General features: G+C 69.8%; 24 protein-coding genes. 11 read left to right on the plus strand and 13 right to left on the minus strand.

The window, feature by feature from the left end; translation table 11 throughout:
* Window positions 1–128: 128 nt before the first annotated feature.
* The 3 genes from ABEA39_RS08160 to ABEA39_RS08170 all read right to left on the minus strand — a co-directional run bounded on the left by ABEA39_RS08160 (window position 129) and on the right by ABEA39_RS08170 (window position 5185).
* A complete protein-coding gene (locus ABEA39_RS08160) occupies window positions 129–899 on the minus strand; it encodes a fumarylacetoacetate hydrolase family protein (RefSeq protein ID WP_345375332.1) in 771 nt (256 codons plus the stop codon).
* 63 nt (window positions 900–962) lie between these two features.
* Window positions 963–4478, minus strand: a complete 3516-nt coding sequence (locus ABEA39_RS08165) for a bifunctional proline dehydrogenase/L-glutamate gamma-semialdehyde dehydrogenase (RefSeq protein ID WP_345375334.1) — start codon at window positions 4476–4478, stop codon at window positions 963–965.
* Between the two features lie 68 nt (window positions 4479–4546).
* Complete coding sequence (locus ABEA39_RS08170; protein WP_345375336.1) at window positions 4547–5185, minus strand: TetR/AcrR family transcriptional regulator; 639 nt, start codon at window positions 5183–5185, stop codon at window positions 4547–4549.
* Between the two features lie 97 nt (window positions 5186–5282).
* On the opposite strand from ABEA39_RS08170, the gene ABEA39_RS08175 reads away from it, so the two are divergent.
* Genes ABEA39_RS08175 through ABEA39_RS08185 form a run of 3 tightly spaced genes read left to right on the plus strand, consistent with a single transcriptional unit; the run spans window position 5283 to window position 7042 of the window.
* On the plus strand, window positions 5283–6539 hold the full coding sequence (locus tag ABEA39_RS08175; RefSeq protein ID WP_345375338.1) for an MFS transporter: 1257 nt from the start codon (window positions 5283–5285) through the stop codon (window positions 6537–6539).
* A 55-nt stretch (window positions 6540–6594) separates the two neighbouring features.
* Window positions 6595–6804 (plus strand): hypervirulence associated TUDOR domain-containing protein, encoded by a 210-nt coding sequence (locus ABEA39_RS08180; RefSeq protein ID WP_345375340.1) that lies wholly within the window; start codon window positions 6595–6597, stop codon window positions 6802–6804.
* Window position 6805: 1 nt separating this feature from the next.
* Window positions 6806–7042: a hypothetical protein gene (locus ABEA39_RS08185; RefSeq protein WP_345375342.1), complete on the plus strand. Its 237-nt coding sequence runs from the start codon at window positions 6806–6808 to the stop codon at window positions 7040–7042.
* On the opposite strand, the gene ABEA39_RS08190 is transcribed toward ABEA39_RS08185, so the two are convergent.
* Window positions 7039–7788 carry a LysR family substrate-binding domain-containing protein gene (locus ABEA39_RS08190; RefSeq protein WP_345375344.1) on the minus strand — a complete coding sequence of 250 codons (750 nt, stop codon included), beginning with the start codon at window positions 7786–7788 and terminating at the stop codon, window positions 7039–7041. The genes ABEA39_RS08185 and ABEA39_RS08190 overlap by 4 nt on opposite strands.
* 161 nt (window positions 7789–7949) lie before the next feature.
* On the opposite strand from ABEA39_RS08190, the gene ABEA39_RS08195 reads away from it, so the two are divergent.
* Window positions 7950–8327, plus strand: coding sequence for a DUF5997 family protein (locus ABEA39_RS08195; protein ID WP_345375901.1), 378 nt, complete (start codon window positions 7950–7952; stop codon window positions 8325–8327).
* 129 nt (window positions 8328–8456) lie between these two features.
* On the plus strand, window positions 8457–9545 hold the full coding sequence (locus ABEA39_RS08200; RefSeq protein ID WP_345375346.1) for an NADP-dependent oxidoreductase: 1089 nt from the start codon (window positions 8457–8459) through the stop codon (window positions 9543–9545).
* Between the two features lie 34 nt (window positions 9546–9579).
* Here ABEA39_RS08200 and ABEA39_RS08205 read toward each other — a convergent pair whose 3' ends face one another.
* Window positions 9580–10053 (minus strand): SRPBCC family protein, encoded by a 474-nt coding sequence (locus ABEA39_RS08205; protein WP_345375348.1) that lies wholly within the window; start codon window positions 10051–10053, stop codon window positions 9580–9582.
* Between the two features lie 87 nt (window positions 10054–10140).
* Between ABEA39_RS08205 and ABEA39_RS08210 the strand changes: the two genes are divergently transcribed.
* Both ABEA39_RS08210 and ABEA39_RS08215 read left to right on the plus strand, forming a co-directional pair.
* The gene (locus ABEA39_RS08210; protein WP_345375350.1) at window positions 10141–11082 is read left to right on the plus strand and encodes an ROK family protein; all 942 of its coding nucleotides are present in this window, start codon (window positions 10141–10143) and stop codon (window positions 11080–11082) included.
* A 250-nt stretch (window positions 11083–11332) separates the two neighbouring features.
* Window positions 11333–12385 (plus strand): NAD(P)-dependent alcohol dehydrogenase, encoded by a 1053-nt coding sequence (locus ABEA39_RS08215; RefSeq protein ID WP_345375352.1) that lies wholly within the window; start codon window positions 11333–11335, stop codon window positions 12383–12385.
* Between the two features lie 49 nt (window positions 12386–12434).
* On the opposite strand, the gene ABEA39_RS08220 is transcribed toward ABEA39_RS08215, so the two are convergent.
* Complete coding sequence (locus ABEA39_RS08220) at window positions 12435–13679, minus strand: AI-2E family transporter (protein ID WP_345375354.1); 1245 nt, start codon at window positions 13677–13679, stop codon at window positions 12435–12437.
* A 49-nt stretch (window positions 13680–13728) separates the two neighbouring features.
* On the opposite strand from ABEA39_RS08220, the gene ABEA39_RS08225 reads away from it, so the two are divergent.
* A complete protein-coding gene (locus ABEA39_RS08225) occupies window positions 13729–14274 on the plus strand; it encodes a metallophosphoesterase family protein (RefSeq protein WP_345375356.1) in 546 nt (181 codons plus the stop codon).
* On the opposite strand, the gene ABEA39_RS08230 is transcribed toward ABEA39_RS08225, so the two are convergent.
* Window positions 14271–15350: a DsbA family protein gene (locus tag ABEA39_RS08230; RefSeq protein ID WP_345375357.1), complete on the minus strand. Its 1080-nt coding sequence runs from the start codon at window positions 15348–15350 to the stop codon at window positions 14271–14273. The two genes, ABEA39_RS08225 and ABEA39_RS08230, sit on opposite strands and share 4 nt — an antisense overlap.
* A gap of 155 nt (window positions 15351–15505) precedes the next feature.
* On the opposite strand from ABEA39_RS08230, the gene ABEA39_RS08235 reads away from it, so the two are divergent.
* Both ABEA39_RS08235 and ABEA39_RS08240 read left to right on the plus strand, forming a co-directional pair.
* On the plus strand, window positions 15506–16606 hold the full coding sequence (locus ABEA39_RS08235; protein ID WP_345375359.1) for an ABC transporter ATP-binding protein: 1101 nt from the start codon (window positions 15506–15508) through the stop codon (window positions 16604–16606).
* A 93-nt stretch (window positions 16607–16699) separates the two neighbouring features.
* Window positions 16700–17989, plus strand: coding sequence for a DUF4032 domain-containing protein (locus ABEA39_RS08240; RefSeq protein WP_345375361.1), 1290 nt, complete (start codon window positions 16700–16702; stop codon window positions 17987–17989).
* A gap of 181 nt (window positions 17990–18170) precedes the next feature.
* Here the strand turns inward: ABEA39_RS08240 and rlmB are convergent, their stop codons facing one another.
* Genes rlmB through ABEA39_RS08260 form a run of 4 tightly spaced genes read right to left on the minus strand, consistent with a single transcriptional unit; the run spans window position 18171 to window position 22365 of the window.
* Window positions 18171–19223 (minus strand): 23S rRNA (guanosine(2251)-2'-O)-methyltransferase RlmB, encoded by a 1053-nt coding sequence (gene rlmB / locus ABEA39_RS08245; protein WP_345375363.1) that lies wholly within the window; start codon window positions 19221–19223, stop codon window positions 18171–18173.
* On the minus strand, window positions 19220–20638 hold the full coding sequence (cysS, locus tag ABEA39_RS08250; RefSeq protein ID WP_345375364.1) for a cysteine--tRNA ligase: 1419 nt from the start codon (window positions 20636–20638) through the stop codon (window positions 19220–19222). Before cysS ends, rlmB begins: the two co-directional genes overlap by 4 nt.
* A gap of 9 nt (window positions 20639–20647) precedes the next feature.
* The gene (ispD, locus tag ABEA39_RS08255) at window positions 20648–21889 is read right to left on the minus strand and encodes a 2-C-methyl-D-erythritol 4-phosphate cytidylyltransferase (protein WP_345375902.1); all 1242 of its coding nucleotides are present in this window, start codon (window positions 21887–21889) and stop codon (window positions 20648–20650) included.
* On the minus strand, window positions 21883–22365 hold the full coding sequence (locus ABEA39_RS08260) for a CarD family transcriptional regulator (protein ID WP_345375365.1): 483 nt from the start codon (window positions 22363–22365) through the stop codon (window positions 21883–21885). Before ABEA39_RS08260 ends, ispD begins: the two co-directional genes overlap by 7 nt.
* Before the next feature lie 179 nt (window positions 22366–22544).
* On the opposite strand from ABEA39_RS08260, the gene ABEA39_RS08265 reads away from it, so the two are divergent.
* Window positions 22545–23051: a hypothetical protein gene (locus tag ABEA39_RS08265; protein ID WP_345375366.1), complete on the plus strand. Its 507-nt coding sequence runs from the start codon at window positions 22545–22547 to the stop codon at window positions 23049–23051.
* A gap of 169 nt (window positions 23052–23220) precedes the next feature.
* On the opposite strand, the gene ABEA39_RS08270 is transcribed toward ABEA39_RS08265, so the two are convergent.
* Both ABEA39_RS08270 and ABEA39_RS08275 read right to left on the minus strand, forming a co-directional pair.
* Entirely contained in the window at window positions 23221–23901 is a 681-nt protein-coding gene (locus tag ABEA39_RS08270) for a response regulator transcription factor (protein ID WP_345375367.1), read from the minus strand.
* Window positions 23898–25055: a sensor histidine kinase gene (locus tag ABEA39_RS08275; RefSeq protein WP_345375368.1), complete on the minus strand. Its 1158-nt coding sequence runs from the start codon at window positions 25053–25055 to the stop codon at window positions 23898–23900. Before ABEA39_RS08275 ends, ABEA39_RS08270 begins: the two co-directional genes overlap by 4 nt.
* Between the last annotated feature and the right edge of the window lie 99 nt (window positions 25056–25154).

A 25154-nucleotide genomic window follows, 5' to 3' on the forward strand; every position in this document is an offset into this window, starting at 1 on the left:
CCCCCCACCCACCAGGCAAATCCCACCCACATCCCGGGCGTGTCGCACACCACAACCCCGGAAACACAAGGAACCGCCGCCTTCGAGACGAAGGTGACGGTTCCGGTGGCAGTACGACGACGAGAAAGTCAGGTGCGGTTCTTCGCGGGATTGATCAATGATCCGATGCCTTCGATGGCGATCTCGACGGTCTGGCCGGCTTCGAACGGCCCTACTCCTGCAGGCGTTCCGGTGAGGATGACGTCTCCGGGGAGGAGCGTGAAGATGTCGCTGACGTATTCGATGAGCTGGGGGATCTTGTGGATCATCTGCTCGGTGGACTCCGACTGCCGGCGTTCGCCGTCGACCCGGGACGTGATCTTCACGTCCGTCCAGTCGAGCTCGGTTTCGATGTACGGGCCGAGGGGGCAGAAGGTGTCGTAGCTCTTGGCGCGGGCCCACTGCCCGTCGTTCTCCTGCGGACCCCGCGCCGAGACGTCGTTCGCGATGGTGTAACCGAAGACCACGTCAACGTAGTCCTCCGCTCGCACTCGCTTGGCGATGCTGCCGATGACGATCGCCAACTCGCCCTCGAAGTGGATCTCGCCCTCCACCGGCGGGATCTGAATGGCGTCGCCGGGGCCGATGACGCTCGTGTTCGGCTTCAGGAAGACGAGGGGGAACTCCGGGGGCTCCTGACCCATCTCGTCGGCGTGGTCGTAGTAGTTCAGCCCGATGCCGATCACTTTGGACCGCGGGATCACCGGGGCAAGGATCTTGGTGCTCTTCAGGGGGACGCGCTCCCCCGTGGTCTCGTAGCCGGCGAACATCGGGTCGCCCGCCAGCACCACGAGGTCGTCACCGTCGACCACGCCGAATCGGGGGTCTTCACCGGGGCTGGAGAAACGTGCGATCTTCACGGGTTCGAGCCTACTCGGCGGGAGGGGACGGACGAGCCAGTCGCGCCCCCTCCCCCCGGATGTTCAGATGACGCCGTCGCTCCAGGGGTCGGGATTGCCGAAGCGGTGCGCGGTGACGGCGACGGCCTGCTCACGGAGGAACGGGAGGAGCTCCAGGCGGCCGGCCGGCGTGACGGGCCCCGAGTAGACGGCGACCGACGGATCACCGCCGAGCGCCGAGGCGAGCCGGGACGCGTCGTCGGCACGACCGATGAGGCGGATGCGGGTCGGGTCGAGGTCGCCGCGGGCCACCGCAGCCTCGAAGGAGGCGTCGTCTTCAGTCGAGCGGACCACGGTCGACGAGCCCAGTGCGGCCTGGACGGGACGCGGAAGGTCGACGGGAGTGCTCACCACGAGGGGCGCGCCGGCCCGGACGCCAGCGGCGAGCACGCGCACCAGGTCGGCCACCGAACCGGAGGAGGTCAGGCGCACCGTCACGGGCAGCGCTCGGTAGCGCAGGACGTTGCGCTCGAGCCCGACGGCGGAGACGTCCGCGGCGACGCCGAGCCGTGCATCCCACGCTCTCTGGTCGGAGACCGCAGCGGCCCGCACCGACGCCAGGGCGGAGGGATCGAGGATGCTCGTGGCAGCGCCGAGGAGGGCTGTCACCGCGGGCGAGACCACCGGCGACGAGGACGCATCCGCCTCGCCGAGAGGAGCGAGAGCCGCAGGCGCCCACGAGCCGAGGTGTACCAGGTAGTCGGGCCCTCCGGCCTTCGAGCCGGCGCCGACGGCGGACCGCTTCCAGCCGCCGAAGGGCTGTCGGCGGACGATCGCACCGGTGATGCCGCGGTTCACGTAGAGGTTGCCCGCCTCGACCCGGTCGAGCCAGGTCGCGAGCTCGACGCGATCCAGGGTGTGCAGCCCGGCCGTGAGGCCGAAGTCGGTCGCGTTCTGCAGGTCGATGGCCTCGTCGAGCGAGGAGGCCGCCATGAGGCCGAGGACCGGCCCGAAGAACTCGGTGCGGTGGAAGCGGCTGCCGGGCGCGATGCCCACGCGGATGCCGGGGCTCCAGAGCCGGCCGGTCTCGTCGAGCTGCCGAGGCTTCACGAGCCAGGACTCCCCCGGGTCGAGCTCGGTCAAGGCCCAGTGCAGCTTGCCTGCCGCGGGCTCGACGATCGGCCCCATCTGCGTCGTCGGATCGCTCGGCAGACCGACCCGCATCGTCGAAGCCGCGTCGACGAGCTGACGACGGAACCGCTCCGAGGTCGCGACGGACCCGACGAGGATTCCGAGGCTCGCGGCCGAGCACTTCTGCCCGGCGTGACCGAACGCGGACTTGATCAGGTCGGAGGCGGCGAGGTCGAGATCGGCGCTGGGCGTCACCACGATGGCGTTCTTGCCGCTGGTCTCGGCGAGCAACGGCAGATCCGGACGCCAGGAGCGGAAGAGCTCGGCCGTCTCGAACGCGCCGGTGAGAATGACCCGGTCGACGGCGGGATGCGAGACCAGGCGCTTCCCGAGATCGCCCTCGTCGACGTCGACCAGCTTCAGCACGTCGCGCGGCACTCCGGCCGCCCACAGCGCCTCGACCAGGACGGCGCCGCAGCGCTTGGCCTGGCCGGCGGGCTTGATCACGACGGACGCCCCCGCGGCGAGCGCAGCGACAGTCGACCCGGTTGGGATCGCGACGGGGAAGTTCCACGGCGGGGTGACGACGACGAGGGTCGGTGCCGTGTAGACGGCTCCGTCGACGTGGTCGAGCTCCTCGGCGAGCGAGGCGTAGTAGTTGGCGAAGTCGACGGCCTCGCTGACCTCGACGTCACCCTCGGCGAGCGTTTTGCCCGTCTCCGAGGCGGCGACTTCGATGAGGGCGGCACGGCGAGCGCCGAGCTCGACGGCGGCGCGGCGGAGGATCGCTGCTCTCCCGGCTCCGCCGAGAGCGGCCCAACCGGGGGCCGCCGACACGGCGTCGTCGACGATCGAGTCGAGGGCGACCTCGGACTCGACCCGTGCCTCCCCGATCGTGTCGACGCCCTGGGTCGATCCCGGCACTCGGGCCAGGATCTCGCTGCCCCACGTCCGGTTGGCGGCAAGCGCCGGGTCCGTGTCGGGCTCGTTGGCGAAGCCGGTGGTGCGGGCGACCAGGGTCTCGGTCGGCCGGGACTGCACGCGGTGGGGCGCCGGTGCCGTCGCGGGCGACTCGAGAGCCGCGAGCGATGCGAGGAACCGCTCCTTCTCGCGGTCGAACAGCGCGTCGTTCGAGGCCAGCTCGAACACGGCGGACATGAAGTTCTCCGACGACGCGTTCTCTTCGAGACGGCGGATCAGGTAGCTGATCGCGACGTCGAACTCCCGGGGATGCACGACCGGGGTGTACAGGAGCAGCCCCCCGACATCGGCCTTCACCAGGTCGGCCTGCCCCTCCGCCATGCCGAGCAGCATCTCGAACTCGACCCGGTCGGAGACGCCCCGGCTCTTCGAGAGGAGGTGCGCGAACGCGATGTCGAAGAGGTTGTGGCCGGCGACTCCGAGTCGGACGGCCCTCGTGCGGGCCGGGGTCATCGACCAGGAGAGCACCCGCTTGTAGTTCGTGTCGCTGTCCTGCTTCGAGTCGTAGGTCGCGAGCGGCCAGTCGTGCACGGCAGCGTCGACGTGCTCCATCGCCAGGTTGGCGCCCTTGACCACACGCACCTTGATCGGCGACCCGCCGCGCTCGACCCGGGCCGCGGCCCAGGCGTTCAGACGCTGCATCGCGCCGAGGGCGTCCGGCAGGTAGGTCTGCAGCACGATGCCGGCCTCGAGCGACGCCAGCTGCGTCTGATCGAGGACGCTCGTGAAGACCGCGATGGTCAGGTCGAGGTCGCGGTACTCCTCCATGTCGAGGTTGATGAACTTCGGCGTCGCCGAAGCGGCCGCGATCTCGTACAGCGGGGTCAGCTTCTCGGTGACACGGGCGACGGTCTCGTCGAAGGCCCACATCGACAGCTGGCTCACGATCGAGGAGACCTTGATCGAGACGTAGTCGACGTCGGGGCGCTCGAGCAGGGCTTTCGTGCCGGCCAGACGGTGATCGGCTTCGGCATCGCCCAGGACCGCCTCGCCGAGGAGGTTGAGGTTCAGGCGAGTGCCGTCCTTCTTCAACGCTGCGATGGCACGGCCGAGCTCGGCGGGACGCGAGTCGACGATGAGGTGGCCGACCATGCCGCGGAGCACGCGGCGGGCGATCGGCACGACGATGCGCGGGAACGTCGGCGCCAGGGCGCCGCCGACGCGAACCGCGGCCCGCATCGGCAGCGGAAGGAACGAGGGGACGCCGGCCGCGAGAGTGGCCAGGTTGTGCGCGGCGACCGAGAGGTCTTCGGGCCGGACGACCCGATCGACGAAGCCGATCGTGAACGCGAGGCCCGATTCGTCTTTGAGGACCTGAGCGAGGAGCTCGGCGGAGCGGGTGCTCGGCGCCGAGGTGGCCTCGTGAGCCCAGCGGCGGGCGAGCGCCACGGCGTCGCCGGCGAGGTCGTCGGGGACGGTCGGTTCGGGCGGCCCTGCCGGTGCCGACGGTGCGTGGTCGAGAGGAGCAGTCGTCTCAATGCTTGCCATGCGGCAAGGTTAGGAACAGAGGCGACCAGTTGGCAAGCTTTGAAATCTGTTGTTCACAATCCTCGTCGTCACTGAACGACGAGTTCGTCGAGCCGCTCGAGCGGCACGCTCACGACCGACGCGATCACCAGGCGCATGAGCTCGGCCACGTGCACGGAGTCGGGGGCGTAGAGCCACTGCAACTGCAGGCCGTCCTGCACGGCGAGGACCACGCGGGCTGCGGTCTCGGCCGTGTACCCGGGAGCGAGGAGGCCGTGCGAGGCGGCGACCGCGAGGTACCGACTCGTCGAGGCGACGATCTTCTCGTAGAGGTCGGCGTAGTAGTCGTGCGCGGGATGCTCGGGGCTGGTCGCCTCGGCCGACGCCGTGTTGAAGAGCTGGATCACGCCCGGCATGCCCACGTTGTCCTCGGCCAGATCGACCAACTCGGCCACGCGCATCCCACCGTCGTCGTCGAAGTGGCGGCGGAGACGCTCGTCGCGCCGGCGGAGGACGGCCAGCAGCAGCTCGTCTTTCGTGGGGAAGTAGTGCATGAGCGACTGATGCGAGACGCCGCACTGGCGGGCGATCTCGCGCAACGAGGCTCCGTGGAATCCGGCACTGCCGAAGACGGGGAGCGCCGCGTCGAGGATGGCCTCGCGTTTCGCCAGACCCTTCGCGTAGTGGCCCGTGCGCGCCACGGGTGTCGAGTCGGCTCGGGAAGTCACCCTCCGACGATACGGGACGACGTGCGCCGGACGGCCGTGAGTAGGCTCGGCCCGTGGAGACCCGGATCGCCAGGGGCACCGCTCGCGCGGGCGTCCGATGAACTGGTCCCTGCTGCGCCTCGGCGGCTTCCGAGCCCTGTGGTCGGGACGTCTCCTGTCGTGGATCGCGAGCGGCATCGGCCCCCTCGCGCTCGCCTTCGCGGCGCTGGATCTCGGCGCAGGCGCCTCGGGGCTCGGACTCGTCGTCGCCGCTCGCTCGGTTCCGAACCTCCTGCTGATCCTGTTCGGCGGGACTCTCGCCGACCGGCTCCCCCGGCGCACCGTCGCGATCGGCGCCTCGGCACTTTCGGCTCTGTCGCTCGCCGGAATGGCGCTGCTGCTCGCCACCGGCATGGCGACGTTGCCCCTGCTGGCCGTGGCCGGCGCCCTCAACGGCATCGGCGCTGCCTACTTCGCCCCCGCCACGAGCGCGATGCTGCGCGAGACGGTCGGGGACGACCTGGTGCGGGACGCCACGATCCTCAACCGCGTGAGCATGAACATCGGACTCGTGCTGGGAACCGCCGGCGGTGGCGGGCTGGTCGGCAGCTTCTCGCCCGAGATCGCGCTGGCGGTCGGGTCGCTGCTGTTCACGGGAGCGCTGGCCTTCTTCGCGGGGCTGCCCCGCGCATCCTTCGTCTCGCCCCGCCGGGTCTCGTTCGCCCGGGACCTCGCCCTCGGCCTCGCGTTCGTGGCGCGCACCCGGTGGCTGCTCTGGACGCTGCTCCTCGCCCTCCTCGGGCAGCTGGCCTTCGCCGCCGGGGTGCAGGTACTCGGCCCGATCGCCGCCGACCATTCGTTCGGCCGGACGCTGTGGGGCTTCGCCGGGGCGGTGCAGACGGTCGGGCTCGTCTTCGGGGCGGTGCTCGCCGGTCGGATCCGAGGCCGCCTGCGTCTCGCGATCGCCTCGCTCGGCGTCGCCGGGATGGCCCTTCCCCTGCTGATCCTCGCGCTGGTGCTCGTCGTGCACTACGGCGTCGTGGATCCGCTGCACTGGTTCTTCTGGCTGAGCGTCGCGCTCTTCGCGGCGAGTGTGGGGCTCGAGCTGTTCACGGTGCCGCTCGACGTCACGATCCAACTGCAGGTGCCGCGAACGTATCTCGCGCGGGTCTACTCGTGTCTCACCCTCGCGACTCTGGCCGGGATGCCTCTCGGCGAGGTCGTTGCGGGGCCGCTCGCGCGCCTGGTGGGTGCCCCACTCCTTCTGACCGGGCTCGCCGTCCTCGTGATGCTCGCCGCCGGGGCCGTGGCGCTGAGCCCCCGGGTGCGTCGAGCCGACAGCGCCCTGGTCGCGCCGGGGCCTGTACCCCGCTGACAACACGCCCATCAGCGTCTGCGTACCGTCGCTGCCATCGACGAAGGAGAACGACATGGCATTCAGCAAGGGCGATCAGGTGACCTGGAACACCTCGCAGGGGAAGACGCACGGCGAGGTGGTGGAGAAGCGGGTCTCGGAGTTCGAGTTCGACGGGCAGAAGTTCAACGCCTCGAAGGACGAGCCGTACTACCTCGTGAAGTCGGACAAGACGGACGCCAAGGCCGCCCACAAGGAATCCGCTCTGACGAAGAAAGGCTCCTGACATGAGTGCCATCGACGACGTGACGTGGAACGACGAAGCCCGCGACAAGATCCTGACCGACGCGGACCGCGTCCTGCAAGAGGCCGTGACCGCCGTGGCCGCCGAGAAATCGGGCGCCCCGTGGGAGGAGTCCTTCCAGGCACTGAACGAGCGCCTCAAGGACCGCTTCATCGACTACGAGCCGGGCCCGGACGTGCGCAAGTACGCCGAGGCCATCGAGCGCGGCGACTACTCCTAGCGCTTCTTGCCGCCGCGGGAGGGCCCGCCGCGCGAGCTGCCGCCGCCACCCCGCGCACGGCGAGGGCCGCGCGGCAGGGGCTTCTTCGCGGGGCGCGGGGGACGGGGATCCCGCGCTGCCGGCTCTTCGGCCTCGTTCGACGCCGTGCGACCCCGGGTGCTGTTCGCCGTGCGACCCCGGACCACGCCGATGAAGTCGGAGACCTCGTCGGTGGTCGCGTCTTCGGGCCAGACCAGGGCGATGGTCGTGGCCGGCAGGTCGGTGACAGGCACGGCACGGACCCCCTTGCGTGTGTAGAGGCGGGCCAACGACTGCGTCATGACGGCGACGCCCGAGCCCGACTCGACGACCTCGACGGCGGTGGGGAGGTCCATCGCCGGGTCGAGATCGTGACGGACCTCGTCGGCCAGGTCGGCGAGCGCGACCTCGGCCTCGTCCGCCAACGGGTGCTCGCGCGAGACGACCACCACCGCCACCTCGTCGTAGAGCGGGATCGTGCTGAGGTCGACGGGCCCGCGCTCGTCGGTCAGCCCCTCCGGGTCGACCGGCAGCCGGGCGAACACGACGTCGGCACGGCCCTCGCGGAACGCGGCGAGCGGGTCGGCGGCGTCGACGTGGAAGATCTCGAGGGGCAGGGCGGGATGCCGCTCCTCCCACACGCGCGACCACTTCGTCAGGGTCACACCGGGCACGAAGCCGACCCGGAAGGGCGCGGGATGCACGGGGTCGCTCGGGAGGCTGGTCACAGGCCCGAGGCTACCGGAGCGCTCCGGGGCGCCCGCCCACCCGGCGTCGCCGCCGCGTCGACTACCCTGAGCCCATGACCACCGATACCAGCGACCAGCCGGAGACGCCTCGCGCCGAACCGACCGAGACGTCGCGTCCGAAGGCCCGTTCCGCCCAGACCATGAAGCCGTTCACCGTGGCGAAGAAGCTCGGCGTCTACCTGCCGGCCACCCCGCAGAGCTTCCAGGAGACCCCCCTCACCCGCGACGAGTTCGCTGCCCTCACGGCCGAGCCGCCCGAGTGGCTCCAGGAGCTCCGCCGCACGGGGCCGCACCCGCGCCCCGAGGTCGCCCGCAAGCTCGGCGTCACCATCTCCGGCCTCGCGCGAGCGGGTGTCGACGACGCCCTGACGAGCGACCAGATCCAGGCGCTGCTGGAAGAGATGCCGGCCTGGCTCTCGACGGAGCGCTACAACCTGGCGCTCGTGCGCGACGAGGAGATCCGCGTCAAGCAGCAGAACGCCGAGAAGGCCGCCCGCCGCGAGGCCGAAGGGCGCTGATCCGGGGCCCTTCGCGGCTCTCCTTACACGCTTCATCGCCATCGCGGCGGGTCTTCGGGCCCGCCGCGATTCGCATAACACTCTCTGTCTTTCAGGCGCACACTTGCGAAAAGACAGAGAGGTCCACTCATGACTCGCACGTATCAGGCCCTGGAATACGACCACTACGGCGACGTGGACGTGCTCGAGCTCGTCGAGCACGACATGCCCGTCCCCGGAGACGACGAGATCGTCGTCGAGATCGTGGCCGCGGGGCTCAACCACATCGAGAACTTCATCCGTCGGGGCGACTTCCAGGAGCGACTCCCCCTCGACTTTCCCATCCACCCCGGATCGTGCTTCGCCGGGATCGTCGCCAAGCGGGGCGCGAACGTCAAGGACCTGCGCAACGGTTCGGCCGTCATCGGTCACGTCATCGGAGGCGGCTCGCATGCGACCTACGCCGTCGTGCCCCGCAGCCAGGTGGTCGCGAAGCCCGACAACATCCCGTGGGAGGTCGCCGGCGGCCTCTATCTGGCCGGCACCACCGCCTACTCGATCGTCGAGGGGCTGGACGTCACGCGCGACGACGTCGTGGTGATCTCCGCGGCAGCAGGCGGTGTCGGCAGCCTGGAGTGCCAGCTCGCCATGGTGCGCGGGGCCAAGGTCATCGGCACCTGCAGCCCGCACAACCACGACTACCTGCGGTCGATCGGCGTCGTGCCCGTCACCTACGGGGAGGGCATCGAGGACCGGATCCGGAAGGCCGCGGGACGCGACGTCACCGTCTTCATCGACAACTTCGGCGGCGACAACCCCACTCTCTCGGCAGCGCTCGGCGTCGACCCCTCGCGCTTCGTCTCGAGCGACGACCGCCTCGACACGGAGATCCGGTTCTTGAAGGCGGATGCCTCGGACGAGGAGAACCCGCGCATCCTCACGGCCCTGACCAAGCTCCTCTCGGAGAAGAAGGTGCGGATCTTGATCTCGGGGTTCTACCCGTTCGAGTACATCGCGCAGGCGTTCGCCGACATGGCCGAGATGCACTCGCGCGGCAAGGTCGTCGTCGGCATGAAGCCGGTCGAGACGGGCTCGCGGTCGGGCTGGTACCTGTCGGGCAAGGCCCGGGTGCTGCACGAGGTGGCCCGGCCGATCGACGATCCCCGGGAGATCCCGGAGGCCGACGAGGCAGTTGACTCCTCGAAGGTGGCGGCCTCGTTGGGCGCCCCGACGAGCTAGCGAACTCGCGGGCCTCGCCAGCCTCGCCGGCGGGCTAGCGGCCGGTCGCGTCGGCGGGGCGGTCGACGCTGCCCCGCCACGATCCGGTCTCGAAGCCGTTCGACTCGATGAGCTCCTTGAACTTGACGAGGTCGCGGTCGATGGCGATGTCGTCGACCTGGAGGAGGGCGCCGATGTGCTCGACGAAGCCCTCGGGCTGCCAGTCGAGCTGCACCGAGATGCGGGTCTGCTCGTCGCTCAGGCGGTGGAACTCGACGACGCCGGCGTGAACGTCGCCCTCCGTGCTCTTCCACGCCACCCGCTGGTCGGGTGTCTGCTCGGTGATGACCGTGTCGAACTCGCGCTCCTGGCCGGCGATCTTGACGTCCCAGTGGGTGTGAGTGTCATCGTTCTGGGTGATCTTCTGGATGCTGTCCATGAACTGCGGGAAGGACTCGAACTGGGTCCACTGGTTGTACGCGACGCTGATGGGGACGTTGACGTCGACGTCGCTCTTGACGGTGGTCATGCGGGGATCTCGCTTCCGTTGTCGGGAGCAGTGGCGCTCCGCCGCTCCAGGCAACTCCCCCTCCCTTCTGCCGGTACTGTGAACGCCGTGAGTGTTCTAGCGCTAGCCATCGATGTCGGCGGAACCAAGGTCGAAGCGGCCCTGGTGAGCGACGACGGAGTCCTCGTCGACGGGAGCCGCGATCGCCGGCCGACTGGTTCGGCGTCCAGTTCCGACGACTTGGCCGAGGCCGTCCGCGCCGTCGTGGCCCACGCGCTCGCAGCGCTTCCCGCAGACGCCACCGTCGTCGGAATCGGGATCGGCAGCGCCGGCCCCGTCGACCTCCTCGAGGGCACCGTCTCGCCGATCAACCTCCCGGCCTGGCGCGGCTTCCCCCTCCGCGAACTCGTCGAGGGACTCGTCGCCGAGACCCTGCCCGACGCGATCCCGATAACGCTCCGCCTCGACGGCGTCAGCCTTGCCCTGGCCGAGCACTGGGTCGGCGCGACGCAGGGCGTCGACAACGCTCTCGCGATCACCGTGTCGACGGGTGTCGGCGGCGGTCTCATCGTGAACGGCCGACTCCTCTCGGGCGGCACCGGCAATGCGGGCCACATCGGTCAGATCCAGATCGCGACCCGGACCCCGGGCGAGAACTCCCGCGACGTCACCCTCGAGGTGCTGGCGTCGGGTCCGCACACGGTCGAATGGGCGAGGGCCCGGGGATGGTCGGGGTCGCGCGGCGAAGACCTGGCCGTCGGCTACGCGGCCGGCGACACCCTGGCGGTCGAGGCGGTCCGTCGGTCGGCGAATGCCGTCGGCGAGGCCATCACAGCGGTCACCACCCTGCTCGATCTCGATGTCGTCGCGATCGGCGGCGGCTTCTCGCGCGTGACCGAGGACTACCTCGACCTCGTGCGCGCGACCATCGCCGAGGCGGCCTACAACAGCTATGCCACGCGCATCCGCGTCGTGAAATCGGGCCTGTCGGACGAGAGCCCGCTCGTCGGCGCCGCCGCGCTGATCCATCAGGCGCACCTGCTCGGCTGACCCGGGGCCGCGGGCGACCCGCGACCCACAACCGGTGACGCGGGACCTGCGACCGTGGCCCGGCCGTATTCCCGCCGAGGGAGGTACTGACAGGGCCTGCCCCGTCCAGGAATCGGCGACGACCGTCGGTCTAGGCTGGAATCACACCCCCGATGACGGCGGGCGCCACGAGCGTCCGGCCGTTCCGTCTGCGTCGCAGCGCGCGCCGACCCATCGGCACCGGGTTCGTCTACCCCCTGGAGGAACACCCTTGTCCACCACTGTCACCGCTCTCATCGCCCCCTCCGCGGGCGCCGGCTTCGAGCGCTCCACCATCGAACGCCGCGACGTCGGCGAGCACGACGTCGCCATCGACATCAAATTCGCCGGCATCTGCCACTCCGACATCCACCAGGCCCGCGAGGAGTGGGGCACCGCAATCTTCCCGATGGTGCCCGGCCACGAGATCGCCGGCATCGTCACCGAGGTCGGCTCCGCCGTGACGAAGCACAAGGTCGGCGACCGCGTCGGCATCGGCTGCATGGTGAACTCCTGCGGCGAGTGCGAGAACTGCCTGGCCGGCGAGGAGCAGTTCTGCCTCAAGGGCAACGTGCAGACCTACAACGCCCGCGAGTACTCCGGCGAGGAGACCTACGGCGGCTACAGCAAGTCGATCGTCGCCCGCGAGAACTTCGTCCTGTCGATCCCCGAGGGCATCGAGCTCGACGAGGCCGCGCCGCTGCTCTGCGCCGGCATCACCACCTACTCGCCCCTCAAGCACTGGGGCGCCGGACCCGGCAAGAAGGTCGCCATCGTCGGCATGGGCGGCCTCGGCCACATGGCCGTGAAGATCGCCCACGCCCTGGGCGCCGAGGTCACCGTGCTCAGCCAGTCGCTCTCGAAGGAGGAGGACGGCAAGAAGTTCGGCGCCGACCACTACTACGCGACCGCCGACGGCTCGGCGTTCAAGGCGCTCCGCGGCACCTTCGACCTGATCATCAACACCGTCTCGGCCGACATCCCCGTCGACGCCTACCTCGGCACGCTCAAGCTCAACGGCTCGCTCGTGTTCGTCGGGGCGCCGGAGAAGCCGCAGAGCTTCGCCTCGTTCTCGCTGATCGGCGCCCGCCGCTCGCTCGCCGGCTCCAACATCGGCGGCATCCGCGAGACCCAGGAGATGCTCGACTTCTGTGCCGAGCACCACATCGGCGCCGAGATCGAGACGCTCGACGCGAGCGACCCGTCGGCCATCGACAAGGCCTACGACCGTGTCGTGAAGAGCGACGTGCGCTACCGCTTCGTCATCGACGCCGCCACGATCTAGTCGATCGTCTCGGCCGACCCTCGGGTCGCCGTCCGAGAAGGCCCGGACGCTACTTCATGTCGCGTTCGGGCCTTTTCTTGCGCGCGAACTCGGCCGGTCGGTCGGGACCGTTCCAGACGGTGATGACACCCCACGCCACGGCCGCGATCGGCACCGACAGGATCGCGCCGATGATGCCGCCGATGATCGTGCCCGCCGTGAGCGCCAGCAGCACGACGAGCGGGTGCAGCTTGAGCGAGCGCGCCATCACGACCGGTTGCAGGAAGTTGCCCTCGAGCTGGTTGACCGCGACCACGATGGCGATCACCACGATCGCGGCGACCGGGCCGTTCGCCACCAGAGCGACCAGGGCGGCGAGGATGCCCGCGACGGTCGCACCGACCAGCGGCACGAAGGCGGAGACGAAGACGATCACCGACAGCGGGATCGCCAGCGGCACCCCGATGACGAACAGCCCGACCCCGATGCCGAGCGCGTCGACGAGGGCGACCGTGGCGGTCCCTCGGACGTAGCCGCCCAGCGTCGAGACCGTCTTCGTGCCGATCCGCTCGGCCCGCTCGAACTGGGCGCCCCGGAACGGTCGCAGCAGGAATCCCCAGATCTTCGGGCCGTCCTTCATGAAGAAGAACAGCACCACCACGAACAGCGCCAGTCCGGTGACGAAACTGGTCGCCGCCGACAGCCCCGCGAGTGCGCCGCTCGAGAACGAACTGCTCTGCAGGAACTGGACGGCCTGGTCGAGCGCCTGCTGGATCTGCTTGTCGCTGATCTGGAACGGACCGTCGTGGACGAACGCCTGCAACTGGTCGAGGCCCTTGTTCGCCTGGCTCACCAGCGTGCCGATCTGGCTCTGCACCGCCGCGATGATCAGCCAGACGAGCAGGCCGAGCAGCACGATGATAGCCACCAGCGAGATCCAGGTCGCGAGGATCGACGGCACTCCGCGCCGACGCAGCAGCTCGAGAAGCGGGTAGACGGCCGACGCGATGATCAGCGCGAGCACGACCGGGATGACGACGAGACTCAGTTGCGTCATGGCGAAGACGAGTCCCGCGGCCACCAGCAGCACCAGGATGACCTGCAGGCACCGGGTGGCGAGGCGGCCGAACGCATCGCTCCAGATGGTGCGCTGGGCGCTCCAGGCGGCGGGATCGGCGGACGCGGCGGGATCGCGTGCGTCGCCGGGGTCGACGCGCTGGGATGATCCGTCGACGCCCGTCGTCGTCGGTGGCGTGGTCGTACTGCGGCGGAAGAGGCCCATCGGTCTACTGCTTTCGTCGGTGATCGGGCCCACCGTACAAGGCGACCCCGAGCATCCCCCGTTTCGGGTCTACCGTGACCACGTGGCCACCCGACTCGTCCTCGTCTCCGACACGCACGTCCCGACGCGTGCCCGCGCGCTCGACGACGCCGTCTGGCGGTCCGTCGAGGAGGCGGACCTCGTCGTTCATGCGGGCGACTGGACGACGCTCGCGCTCCTCGACGAGTTCGAGGCGCGGTCGCGGCAGCTCGTGGCGGTGCGGGGCAACAACGACGGACCCGAGTTCGACGAGCGGCTCCCGCTGGTGGCGCAGGCGGTCGTCGAGGGCCTCCGGTTGACCGCGGTCCACGAGACCGGCGGCAAGGCGGGGCGCGAGGAGCGGGCCGACCACGCGCATCCCACGGCCGATCTGATCGTCTTCGGCCACAGTCACATCCCCTGGGATTCGACGACCCCGAGGGGGACGAGGATGCTCAACCCGGGGTCGCCGACGGACCGCCGACGCCAGCCGTACCGCACCTGGACGACCCTCGTGCTCGACTCGGGCGTGATCCGCGACGTCGAGCTGCACCGGCTGCCGACGCCCGCAGTGTCTGCTGCGCCCGGAGCCCGGGCCGCTTCGCGCTAGGGAGTGGCCGAGGGGGACGGGGTCGCCGAGGCACTCGCCGTGGGCTCGGGCGTGGCCGTCGCAGTGGGGATGCCCGTCGACGTCGGGGTCGACGTGCCGGACGGCGCGGGTGTCGCGCTGCCGCTCGGCGACGGGGTCGGTGTGGACGTGGCGAAGGTGCTGCCCGCGGCGGTGACCACGAAAGTGCTGAACTCGGTCGTGGTGAACGGGGTCGTGTATTTGTACTGCTGCCCGTTGACCAGAACCGTGGGAGTCGTCGTGATCTTCTTCAGCGACGAGTTCGCCAGCGGCCCGTCGAGAGCGCGCTGCGTCGAGTCGGTCACCCAGGTCTTGTACGTCTGGTCGGTCACGCAGGTCGCGATGCGGGACGTGTTGGTGATGCCGTCGACGCCTCGGATGGTGCTGACGAGCTGAGCGTCGGTGAGACCCGCCGTGCCCTCGGCGGGCTGGCGCTCGAACAGGGCCGTGTTGAACGAGTAGTAGGCGTCGGGCGAGAAGTTGGCCACGCAGGCGGCCGCGTTGGCGGCCCGGACGCTGTAGGCGGTGCCGAGCGACTGATTGGTCAGCAGGGCCAGGGGGTGGAACTGCACCGTGGCGGCGCCGGACGAGACGAGGCCGCGGATGTAGTCGTCGTTCGTCTTCTCGAACGAGCCGGAGTCGGCGGAGAGGAAGTCGGAGTAGACGACGATCGCGACCGTGTCGGCCGACGCGGCCGTCGAGCTCGCGGACGGTGCGACGCCCTGAGACTGCGCACCGGTCTTGACGGCCTTGAAGCCCTTGCCGATGGTGATGCCGTCGCCGGCCATGTTCGCAGGGCCGAGCCCCTTGCCGTCGTGGGAGTTCGTCAGGGTGAAGACCACGACCGCGGCAGCCGCGAGGACGACCACGACGATGCCGCCCGCGATGGCGTAGCGACCGCCCCGGGCCCGGCGCTTCTGCTTGAGTCGGGCGCGCTGGGCCTTCTGACGGGCCACCGCTCGGCGGTGCCCGCGCGGGGTGCCGTCGTCGCCGGGAAGGGTCGCCTGCTCGTCAGCGGGGAGGGCCGCCCGATCGTCTCCGGGTTCACTGTCTGTCATAACCGGCTCAACCGTATTGGGAGTGACTGGGAAATGTCCAAGCGACGCGGCCGTGCTATAAAGAACGCGGTGGTCACCGTCGACCACCGGGCCCAACGGCCATCCATCACAACGGATCGTCCGGCACGTACCTGCCGGTGAAGGAGAAATGCATCATGGCGTCCGTGACGTTCAACAAGGCAACCCGTCTCTACCCCGGATCGACCCGCCCCGCGGTCGACGCCATCGACCTGGAGGTCGCCGACGGCGAGTTCCTCGTCCTGGTCGGCCCGTCCGGTTGCGGCAAGTCCACCACCCTCCGAATGCTCGCCGGCCTCGAAGAGGTCAACTCGGGCGACATCCTCATCGGCGACCGCAACGTCACCGACGTGCCGCCGAAAGACCGCGACATCGCGATGGTCTTCCAGAACTACGCGCTGTACCCCCACATGACCGTCGCCGAGAACATGGGCTTCGCCCTGAAGATCGCCGGCGTCAACAAGGACGAGCGCGCCACCCGCGTTCTCGAGGCCGCCAAGCTCCTCGACCTCGAGCCCTACCTGAGCCGCAAGCCGAAGGCGCTCTCCGGTGGTCAGCGTCAGCGCGTCGCCATGGGTCGCGCCATCGTGCGTCAGCCCCAGGTCTTCCTCATGGACGAGCCGCTGTCGAACCTCGACGCCAAGCTCCGCGTGCAGACCCGCACGCAGATCGCGTCGCTCCAGCGGCGTCTCGGCGTCACCACGGTCTACGTCACGCACGACCAGACCGAGGCGCTGACGATGGGCGACCGCATCGCCGTCCTGAAAGACGGCGTCCTGCAGCAGGTCGGCACCCCGCGCGACCTCTACGAGAAGCCCGACAACGTGTTCGTCGCCGGGTTCATCGGCTCCCCCGCCATGAACCTCCTGCCAGCCTCCGTCGTCGACGGCGGCGTCACCTTCGGCAGCAGCACCGCCGCCATCGACCGCGACATCCTCTCGCAGGCGACCGCCAAGTCCGTCACCATCGGAGTCCGCCCCGAGGACGTGGTCATCTCGAACGACGAGAGCGGCCTCCGCGTCGTCGTCGACGTCGTCGAAGAACTCGGCGCCGACGGCTACCTCTACGGTCACGCCGACGTCGAGGGGCAGCGCGCCGACATCGTCGCCCGCGTCGACGGTCGCATCCACGCCATGCACGGCGACACGATCTTCGTCGCCCCGAAGAACGCGCACCTCCACGTCTTCGACACCGAGTCGGGCCTCCGCCTCGGCAACAAGGCCGTGGTGACCGCCTAGCAATCCGCGACCCGGCCCGTCGGAGTCGACCCGAGCATCCCTCGTGGTCGTCCCGGCGGGCCGCTTCCGTTTCCGCCCTCTCGATCGGACACCGTGACCTCCCTCAGCATCACGTCGGCCACCGCCGACCCCGCCCTCCTCGACCTGCCCTGGAACCTGCCGCTCGAGGTCTGGCCCGAAGACGCCATCGCGACCCTGCCCAAGGGCATCTCGCGCCACCTGGTGCGGTTCGCCTACCTCAGCGGGTACGTCATCGCGATCAAAGAGACCTCCGACGAGATGGCGCGCTCGGAGTACGAGATGCTCCGGACCCTGCAGCGGATGGACATCCCCTGCGTCGACCCGCTGGCGGTCATCTCCAACCGCCGCGACGACGACGGCAACGCGCTGAACTCGGTGCTCGTCACGCGGCACCTCAAGTTCTCCCTCCCCTACCGGGCGCTCTACTCGCAGAAGCTCCGGCCCGACACGGCGGCGAGACTGGTGGATGCCCTCGCCCTCCTCCTGGTGCGCCTGCACATCATCGGCTTCTACTGGGGCGACGTCTCGCTCTCGAACACGCTCTTCCGGCGCGATGCCGGAGCCTTCGCGGCCTACCTCGTCGACGCCGAGACCGGAAAGCTCTACCCCGGCGGCCTCTCCAACGGCCAGCGGGAGAACGACCTCGAGGTGGCCCGCGTCAACATCGCCGGCGAACTGCTCGACCTCGAGGCCGGCGACCGTCTCGACGAGGACCTCGACGCGGTGGACGTCTCGAACGGCATCGTGGCCAAATACCGCAGCCTCTGGACCGAGCTGACCGGTACCGAGACCTTCTCCGACACCGAGCGCTGGCGGATCAACGATCGTGTCGAGCGGCTCAACGACCTCGGCTTCGACATCGAGGAGCTGGCCATCAAGACGACCGAGGGTGGCACCCAGGTGCGGATCCAGCCGAAGGTCGTCGACGCCGGACACCACTCGCGTCGACTGCTCCGCCTCACCGGCCTCGACGCCCAGGAGAACCAGGCGCGGCGGCTTCTGAACGACCTCGACGCCTACGCGATCAAGGTCGACAAGTCGTCGCTCGACGAGGAGCGCGTTGCACACGAATGGGCGGCACGCGTCTTCGAACCCGTGATCCGGGCGATCCCTCGAGATCTCCGAGGGCGACTCGAGCCGGCCGAGATCTTCCACCAGCTGCTCGAGCACCGGTGGTACCAGTCGCAGGCCGAAGCGCGAGACGTGCCGCTGGCCGAAGCGCTGACCTCGTACATCAACGACGTGCTGCGGCATCGACGCGACGAGCAACTGCTGATCGCGCCGCCGACGGAGTCGATCACTCTGCCGGTCGGGGTCGTCGACGCCGAGGCCGACGCCGACGACTGGCGCTCGAAGGTCTGACGCCTACCCCGCCGTTTCGGGCTCATCTGTCGGGGGGCGTCACAAATCGCGAGCGATTCACGCCGACCGCCGCATGCGTGGAGGCCTGCCGCCGACTCGGAGTTCGAAACACGCGCCATTTGCGGCACCGCTACTGCGAGCCCCCCTGTTCGGCACGGCCCACCGGGGCTGGGCGGCCCGCCTACTTGCGCTTGCGCTCGGCCCGCAGCTTCGAGACCTCGTACAGGGTGACGCTGGCCGCGATGCCCGCGTTGAGGCTTTCGGTCGTCGCGGTGATCGGCACCGACACGATGGCGTCGCAGGTCTCGGTTACGATGCGCGACAGCCCCTTGCCCTCGCTGCCGATGACGAGCACCAGCGGCTGGTCGGCGAGTTCGAGGCCCGGCAGGCTGACGTCTCCGCCGCCGTCGAGGCCGAGGACGAACACGCCACGCTCTTTGAAGGCCTTCAGGGTCTGTGTCAGGTTGCCGGCCATGGCGACGGGGATGCGCGCGGCCGCTCCGGCAGACGTCTTCCAGGCCGAGGCGGTCAGCCCGACCGAGCGACGCTGAGGCACGATGACGCCCTGGCCGCCGAACGCGGCCACACTGCGGATGATCGCCCCGAGGTTGCGCGGGTCGGTGATGCCGTCGAGCGCGACGAAGAGCGGCTTCTGGCCCCGACGCTCGGCCTGGTCGAGCATCTCGAGCGGGTGGGCGTACTCGTACGGCGGCACCTTGAGGGCCAGGCCCTGGTGCACCGAGTCGGGGCCGGTCAGGCGGTCGAGCTCGGGTCGCATGACCTCGAGCACGGGGATGCCACGACGGGTCGCCAGGGTCAGGATCTCTTTTACGCGGTCGTCCATCTCGAGGCGGGTCGCCATGTAGAGGGTCGTCGCGGGGATGCGCGCCCGCAGTGCCTCGAGCACGGAGTTGCGCCCCGTCACGATCTCGCTGTCGTCACCGGCCTTCTGCTTCGCGCGCGGCGGGGCCGAGCGGTCGGCGAGGGTGCGGACGCTGGCCTGACGGATCGGGCGCTCGGCCGAGTTGCCGGCGCGACCCTTCGCCGCGGCGAGGCGGTCTTGGGCGGCCTTGCGCTTGCCGGCGGGGTGGTACGGACGGTCTTCGGCCTTGGGCGTGGGCTTCTTGCCCTCGAGAGCCTGACGGCCCTGGCCTCCGGAACCGACCTGCTTGCCCTTGCCGCCCTGGCGCACGGCACCGGGACGACCCTTGCGTTCTCCTGATGTGTTCTTCACTGTGCGATGCTCCAATGCGACCCCGACGGGCCGTCCTCGATGATGATGCCCGCAGCGGCCAGATCGGCTCGGATGCGGTCGGCGTTCGCGAAGTCTCGCGATTGCCTCGAACTCTGTCGTGCTTCGAGCAGCTTCTCGACGAGGGTACCGAGCGCGACGCTCGTCGCGTCGTCGCCGGAAGCGCGCCACTCGGGCGCCTGCGGGTCGATGCCCAAGACCGAGACCATGGCCAGCGTGTGCTGCCACTCGTGAGCGGCGGTCTCGAGGTCGTCGTCGTCGAGCGCCACGTTGCCCCGACGAACACTGTCGTGGAGCACGGCGAGGGCCTGCGGCACTCCGAGGTCGTCGTCCATCGCCTCGGCGAACGCGTCGGGGACCACGCGAGCGCCCACCCCGGCGAAGCGGGTGTCGCCGAGACGACGTGCGGCGCGCTCGAGGAAGGTCTCGATGCGGTCGAGGGCGGCTTCGGCCTCGTCGAGAGCTCCGTCGTGATAGTCGATCGTCGAGCGGTAGTGCGCGGCGGCCAGGAAGTAGCGGACCACGATCGGCCGGGCCAGCGCCAGGAACTCGGCGGCGTAGATCGAGTTGCCGAGCGACTTCGACATCTTCTGGCCCTCGACGTTCACCAGGCCGTTGTGCAGCCAGTGCCGGGCGAAGCCGTCACCGGCTGCCGTCGACTGCGCGAGCTCGTTCTCGTGGTGCGGGAACCGCAGGTCGAGGCCGCCGCCGTGGATGTCGAACTCGGCGCCGAGGTAGCGGCGCGACATGGCAGAGCACTCGATGTGCCAGCCCGGCCGCCCGTCGCCCCAGGCGGACGGCCAGGACGCCGACTCGGGCTCGCCCTCTTTGGTGCCCTTCCAAAGCGCGAAGTCGCGGGGGTCGCGCTTGCCGCGCGGGTCGGCGTCCGCCGCGGAGGCCATGTCGTCGAGCTTCTGGTGGGTGAGATCGCCGTACGCGGGCCAGCTGCCGGTGTCGAAGTAGACGTCGCCGGAGCCGTCGGGTGCCGGGTAGGCGTGCCCGCGCTCGATGAGGCGCGACACGATGGCCTGCATCTCGGTCACGCTCGCCGTGGCGCGCGGCTCGTAGGTCGGGGCGAGGATTCCGAGCGCCTGGTAGCCGGCGGTGAACTCGAGTTCATATCGGTAGGCGCGGGCCCACCACTCCTCCGTGGTGTCGGCCGCCAGGGCGAGGATCTTGTCGTCGATGTCCGTCACGTTGCGGACCAGGGTGACCTCGAGCCCGCGGTGCGAGAACCACCGGCGCCACAGGTCGTAGACGAGGGCGGAGCGCAGATGGCCGATGTGCGGCGACGACTGCACCGTCGGGCCGCAGACGTAGAGACCGACCTTGCCGTCGACGAGCGGGGCGAAGTCGACGACGGACTGCGCGCGGGAATCGTAGAGACGTATGGTCACTGCGACAGTTTAGGTGGACGGGTGCACGAGGGCCGTGGCGATGACGGCGACCCCCTCGCCCCTTCCGGTGAAGCCGAGCGCGTCCGTGGTCGTCGCCGAGACCGAGACGGGGGCGGCGACGAGGATGCTCAGCGCGCGTTCCATCTCGACCCGCCGCTTCGCGAGGCGCGGCCGATTGCCCACGACCTGGACGGCCACGTTGCCGATGCGCACCCCGGCCTCGTCGAGGATCCCCCGCGTCGCCGTCAGGAAGACCTCGCCCGCCGCGCCCGCGTATCGGGGGTCCGCAGTGCCGAACAGGGTGCCGATGTCGCCCAGCCCCGCCGCCGACAGCAGAGCGTCGACGATGGCGTGGGCGACGGCATCGCCGTCGCTGTGACCCGCGAGACCGGCTTCGCCGGGCCAGTCGAGGGTGCCGAGTCGTAGCGGCTGAGCGGAGTCGAACGCATGGACGTCGATGCCGATGCCGATGCGCGACGCCTCCGCGCTGCTTCTGCCGTCAGCCGAAGCCGATCCCCCGGCGAACGGCTCGGCTGCGATCGTCTCGGCCCTGGCGAGATCCCACGGGGTCGTGATCTTGAAGGCGGCGGGATCGCCCGCCACGACCGTGACCCGATGCCCGGCGGCTGCGAAGAGCGCGGCGTCGTCGGTGTGCTCGGCGGTGGCGCCGGCGTAGGCGGCGTCGAGCAGGTCGCGAGGGAACCCCTGCGGGGTCTGCATGGCCACGAGCTCGGAGCGGTCGACGGTCTCTCGGACGTCGCCGTCTGCATCGACCCGCTTGATCGTGTCGCTGACCGGCAGCCCCGGCACGATGCCGTGGCCGAGGGCCCGCACCGTGTCGGCGACGAGCTCGAACTGGGTCGTCGGAGTGAAGCAACGCGCGGTGTCGTGCACGAGCACCGTGTCGACCTCGTCGGCGAGGACGGCGAGGCCGCTCGCGACGCTCTCCTGGCGGGTCGCCCCGCCGGCGACCACGTCGACGTAGACCGCTGCGTGGCCCGCCGCGGCCTCGACGAGCGCTCGGGACTCGTCGACCAGCGCCGCCGGAACGACGACCACGATCTGGAACGGGTCGGCCGCGGCGAGGACGGGAACGAGGGAGCGTTCGAGGATGGTCCGGCCGCCGACATCGACGAAGGCCTTGGGCCGCCCTTGGGCGAGGCGGGTACCGCTGCCCGCCGCGACGACGACGACGGCCCGGGTGGGACGCGCGACGGCGCCCGAGGGGCGCCCGGTCGGCGTGCCTACGATGCGAGCACCTCGTCGAGCACGGTCGCCGCCTGCTCTTCGTCGGTGTGCTCGGCCAGGGCCAGCTCGGAGACGAGCACCTGTCGCGCCTTCGCGAGCATGCTCTTCTCTCCGGCCGACAGCCCCTTGTCTTGGTCGCGGCGCCAGAGGTCGCGGACCACCTCGGCGACCTTGACGACGTCACCGGACGCGAGCTTCTCGAGGTTGGCCTTGTAGCGGCGGGACCAGTTGGTCGGCTCTTCGGTGAAGGCGGCGCGCAGCACCTCGAACACGTGCTCGACGCCGTCGTGCCCGATGACGTCGCGCACGCCGACGAGGTCGACGTTCTCGGCCGGGACCTCGATGACGAGGTCGCCCTGGGTGACCTTGAGAGTGAGGTAGAGACGCTCGGTGCCCTTGATGACACGGGTCTTGACTGCGGTGATCTCAGCCGCACCGTGGTGCGGGTAGACGACGGTTTCGCCGACCTCGAACTGCATGCTGGGCTCGCTTTCTGGGGCGCCCAGAATACCACGGGCACCCGACCGGACGGGGGCGGGCTCGTGGCTACGCTAGGGTTGAAGAGCATAGCGGGAGCGCTTTCGAGCTGCCGCAAGATCACCTGGAGGACCCTGTGAGAGCACGTACCACGGCAACCGTCGTTCTAGCCGGGGCCGTGATGGTGTTGACAGCAGGCTGCAACTTCATCAGCCCTCAGACGACCACCGAGCACTACGAGGCGAGCGACGGCACGAGCATCGATGTCGGCAAGATCGAGGTCCGCAACGCGATGGTCTTCACCGACGATTCGGGTGAGACCGCCAGCCTGAGCGTCACCGTCCTCAACACGGGCGACTCCACCGCCTCGGTCGGCTTCCAGTACACCTCGTCGGTGGCCGGCGACACGACCGAGACGGTCTCCGTCCCGGCCAACGGCCAGACCCGTCGCGGCACGCAGGGCGGCGACAAGCAGATCATCCTCTCCGACATCGACAAGAAGCCGGGCACGCTGCTCAAGGTCTTCATCCAGTCGGGCGACACCACCGGCAAGACCCTGTCGATCCCGGTCCTCGACGGCTCGTTCTCGCAGTATAAGACGCTGCTCCCGTCGCCCTCCCCCATCAGCACGCCGACCGCGACGCCTCTCATCTCGACGCCGACCGCGACGACGACGCCCACGCCGTAGCAGAACGCTTTCGCACGAACGCCCACCGGGCCCCCGCCGATTCGGCGGGGGCCCGGTGGCATTCCGGCTGGTCTGTGCAGAGAGAGCGGGGCGAGCACGCCGGTCCGAGGGCGACGGTCCGAGGGCGTCCGCCCGAGGGCATCCGCCGAGACGGCGGGGCGAGCCGCCGCTACGCCTCGATGCGGTACCCGAGCCCGCGCACGGTCACGAGCGCGACCGGCTCGGACGGCACGGCCTCGATCTTCGAGCGGATCCGCTTGATGTGCACGTCGAGCGTCTTCGTGTCGCCGAAGTAGTCGGAACCCCAGACACGGTCGATGAGCTGACCCCGGGTGAGGACGCGTCCCGCGTTCCGCATCAGGAGCTCGAGCAGCTCGAACTCCTTCAGCGGCATGGCGATGTCGGTGCCCCGTACGGTCACGACGTGACGCTCGACGTCCATCGAGATCTGCCCGGCGGTCAGGACGGCGTCGGACAGGTCGTCGAGGTCGACCCGTCTGCGGAGGACGGCACGGATGCGCGCCAGCAGTTCGCGCGTCGAGTACGGCTTCGTGACGTAGTCGTCGGCGCCGAGCTCGAGCCCGACGACGATGTCCACCTCGCTGTCCTTCGCGGTCAGCATGACGATGGGCACCTGCGAGCGCAGGCGCAGCTCGCGGCAGACCTCCGTGCCGGGCAGGCCGGGGAGCATGAGGTCGAGGAGTACGAGATCGGCCCCCTCCTTGTCGAACATCGCAAGGGCCTTGCGACCGTCGTCGGCCACCGACACCTGGTAGCCCTCGCGTTCGAGGATGTAGGCGAGGGGCTCGCTGAGGGACTCTTCGTCTTCGACGATGAGGATGTGGGTCATTCGCTGTCTCCTCGGACGGGGACCGTGGCCGTCGAGGCCTCCGGCAGTCGGATGGTGAAAGTGGAACCGGAGCCGACCTGCGACCAGAGGCGGATGTCGCCTCCGTGGTTCTGCACGACGTGCTTGACGATCGCGAGGCCGAGCCCGGTGCCGCCGGTGCGGCGGGAGCGGGCGGGATCCACCCGGTAGAAGCGTTCGAAGATGCGCTCGCGCTCGGCCTCTGCGATGCCGTCGCCCTGGTCGGTCACGGCGATCTCGACGTAGCCCGACTCCGTGACGGTGGCGCCGATGCCGATCCGCGAGCCGTCGGGCGAGTAGTGGACCGCGTTCGCGACGAGGTTGTGGACGGCGACGGCCAGCATGTCCTCGTCGCCGACGACGGTCGCGTGCTTGCCGCCGCGGGTGACGATCTCGATGCTCCGGGCCTCGGCCTCGACCCGGTTGCGGTCGACGGCCGTGCGGATGACCGCGCGGACGTCGACGAGCGACGGCCCGGAGAGCGGGTCGGCGGCCTGGAGGCGCGAGAGCTCGATGATGTCCTGGGTGAGACGCCCCAACCGCAGCGACTCCCGAGTCAGGCTGCCGGCGAAATACCGCACCTGGTCGGGCTCGTCGGCCGCCTCCGCGAGCGCTTCGGCGAGTAGGCCCACGGCCCCGATCGGCGTCTTCAACTCATGGCTGATGTTGGCCACGAAGTCGCGCCGCACCTCTTCGAGCCGATGCGTCTCGGTGTGGTCCTCGGCCAGCACGAGGACGTAGCGGGAGCCGAGGCGGGATGCCCGGACGAGCATCCTCAGATCCGTCTCGTCCCTCTCGGTGCGGGCGAGCGACATCTCGGTGGAGACGGCCCCCTCGGCGAGACGCGCCTTCTCGACCAGTTCGACGACCTCGAGGTGGGCGATCTGCTGGCCGGCGACGAGCCCGAGCGCCAGTGCCGCGGACGAGGCCTTCTGCACGTTGTTGGAGGGATCGACGACGAACCCGGCCGAGTCGAGGGTGTCGAGCACGGCGCCCACCCCCTCGGGCAGGGAGACGTCTCCGAGCCGGCGGGCACGACGCCCGACGCCCACCGCGTACACGACGAGGACGACGATGCCCGCTCCGACGAGGACGCCGAAGGCCAGGGCGACCGGCACCAGCCAGGAGGAGGACATGGCACTCAGGTTAGTGAACGGCAGATGACGCTCCCGTGCCAGGCACCGATCCGGCCCGGTACGTTGGACAGAGTTCAGCCGGAGGGCACCCTGCGTTAA

It is taken from the genome of Frondihabitans cladoniiphilus (assembly GCF_039544345.1).
Taxonomy (GTDB): Bacteria; Actinomycetota; Actinomycetes; order Actinomycetales; family Microbacteriaceae; genus Frondihabitans; species Frondihabitans cladoniiphilus.

Coding starts and splice junctions, on each gene's coding strand:
- ABEA39_RS08205 (WP_345375348.1), bottom strand. CDS start 10,053: ATGACCACCGTCAAGAGCGACGTCGACGTCAACGTCCCCATCAGCGTC.
- ABEA39_RS08185 (WP_345375342.1), top strand. CDS start 6,806: ATGAGTGCCATCGACGACGTGACGTGGAACGACGAAGCCCGCGACAAG.
- ABEA39_RS08260 (WP_345375365.1), bottom strand. CDS start 22,365: ATGCAGTTCGAGGTCGGCGAAACCGTCGTCTACCCGCACCACGGTGCG.
- ABEA39_RS08275 (WP_345375368.1), bottom strand. CDS start 25,055: ATGTCCTCCTCCTGGCTGGTGCCGGTCGCCCTGGCCTTCGGCGTCCTC.
- ABEA39_RS08230 (WP_345375357.1), bottom strand. CDS start 15,350: ATGACAGACAGTGAACCCGGAGACGATCGGGCGGCCCTCCCCGCTGAC.
- ABEA39_RS08165 (WP_345375334.1), bottom strand. CDS start 4,478: ATGGCAAGCATTGAGACGACTGCTCCTCTCGACCACGCACCGTCGGCA.
- ABEA39_RS08175 (WP_345375338.1), top strand. CDS start 5,283: ATGAACTGGTCCCTGCTGCGCCTCGGCGGCTTCCGAGCCCTGTGGTCG.
- ABEA39_RS08180 (WP_345375340.1), top strand. CDS start 6,595: ATGGCATTCAGCAAGGGCGATCAGGTGACCTGGAACACCTCGCAGGGG.
- ABEA39_RS08265 (WP_345375366.1), top strand. CDS start 22,545: ATGGTGTTGACAGCAGGCTGCAACTTCATCAGCCCTCAGACGACCACC.
- ABEA39_RS08235 (WP_345375359.1), top strand. CDS start 15,506: ATGGCGTCCGTGACGTTCAACAAGGCAACCCGTCTCTACCCCGGATCG.
- ABEA39_RS08270 (WP_345375367.1), bottom strand. CDS start 23,901: ATGACCCACATCCTCATCGTCGAAGACGAAGAGTCCCTCAGCGAGCCC.
- ABEA39_RS08200 (WP_345375346.1), top strand. CDS start 8,457: ATGACTCGCACGTATCAGGCCCTGGAATACGACCACTACGGCGACGTG.
- ABEA39_RS08195 (WP_345375901.1), top strand. CDS start 7,950: ATGAAGCCGTTCACCGTGGCGAAGAAGCTCGGCGTCTACCTGCCGGCC.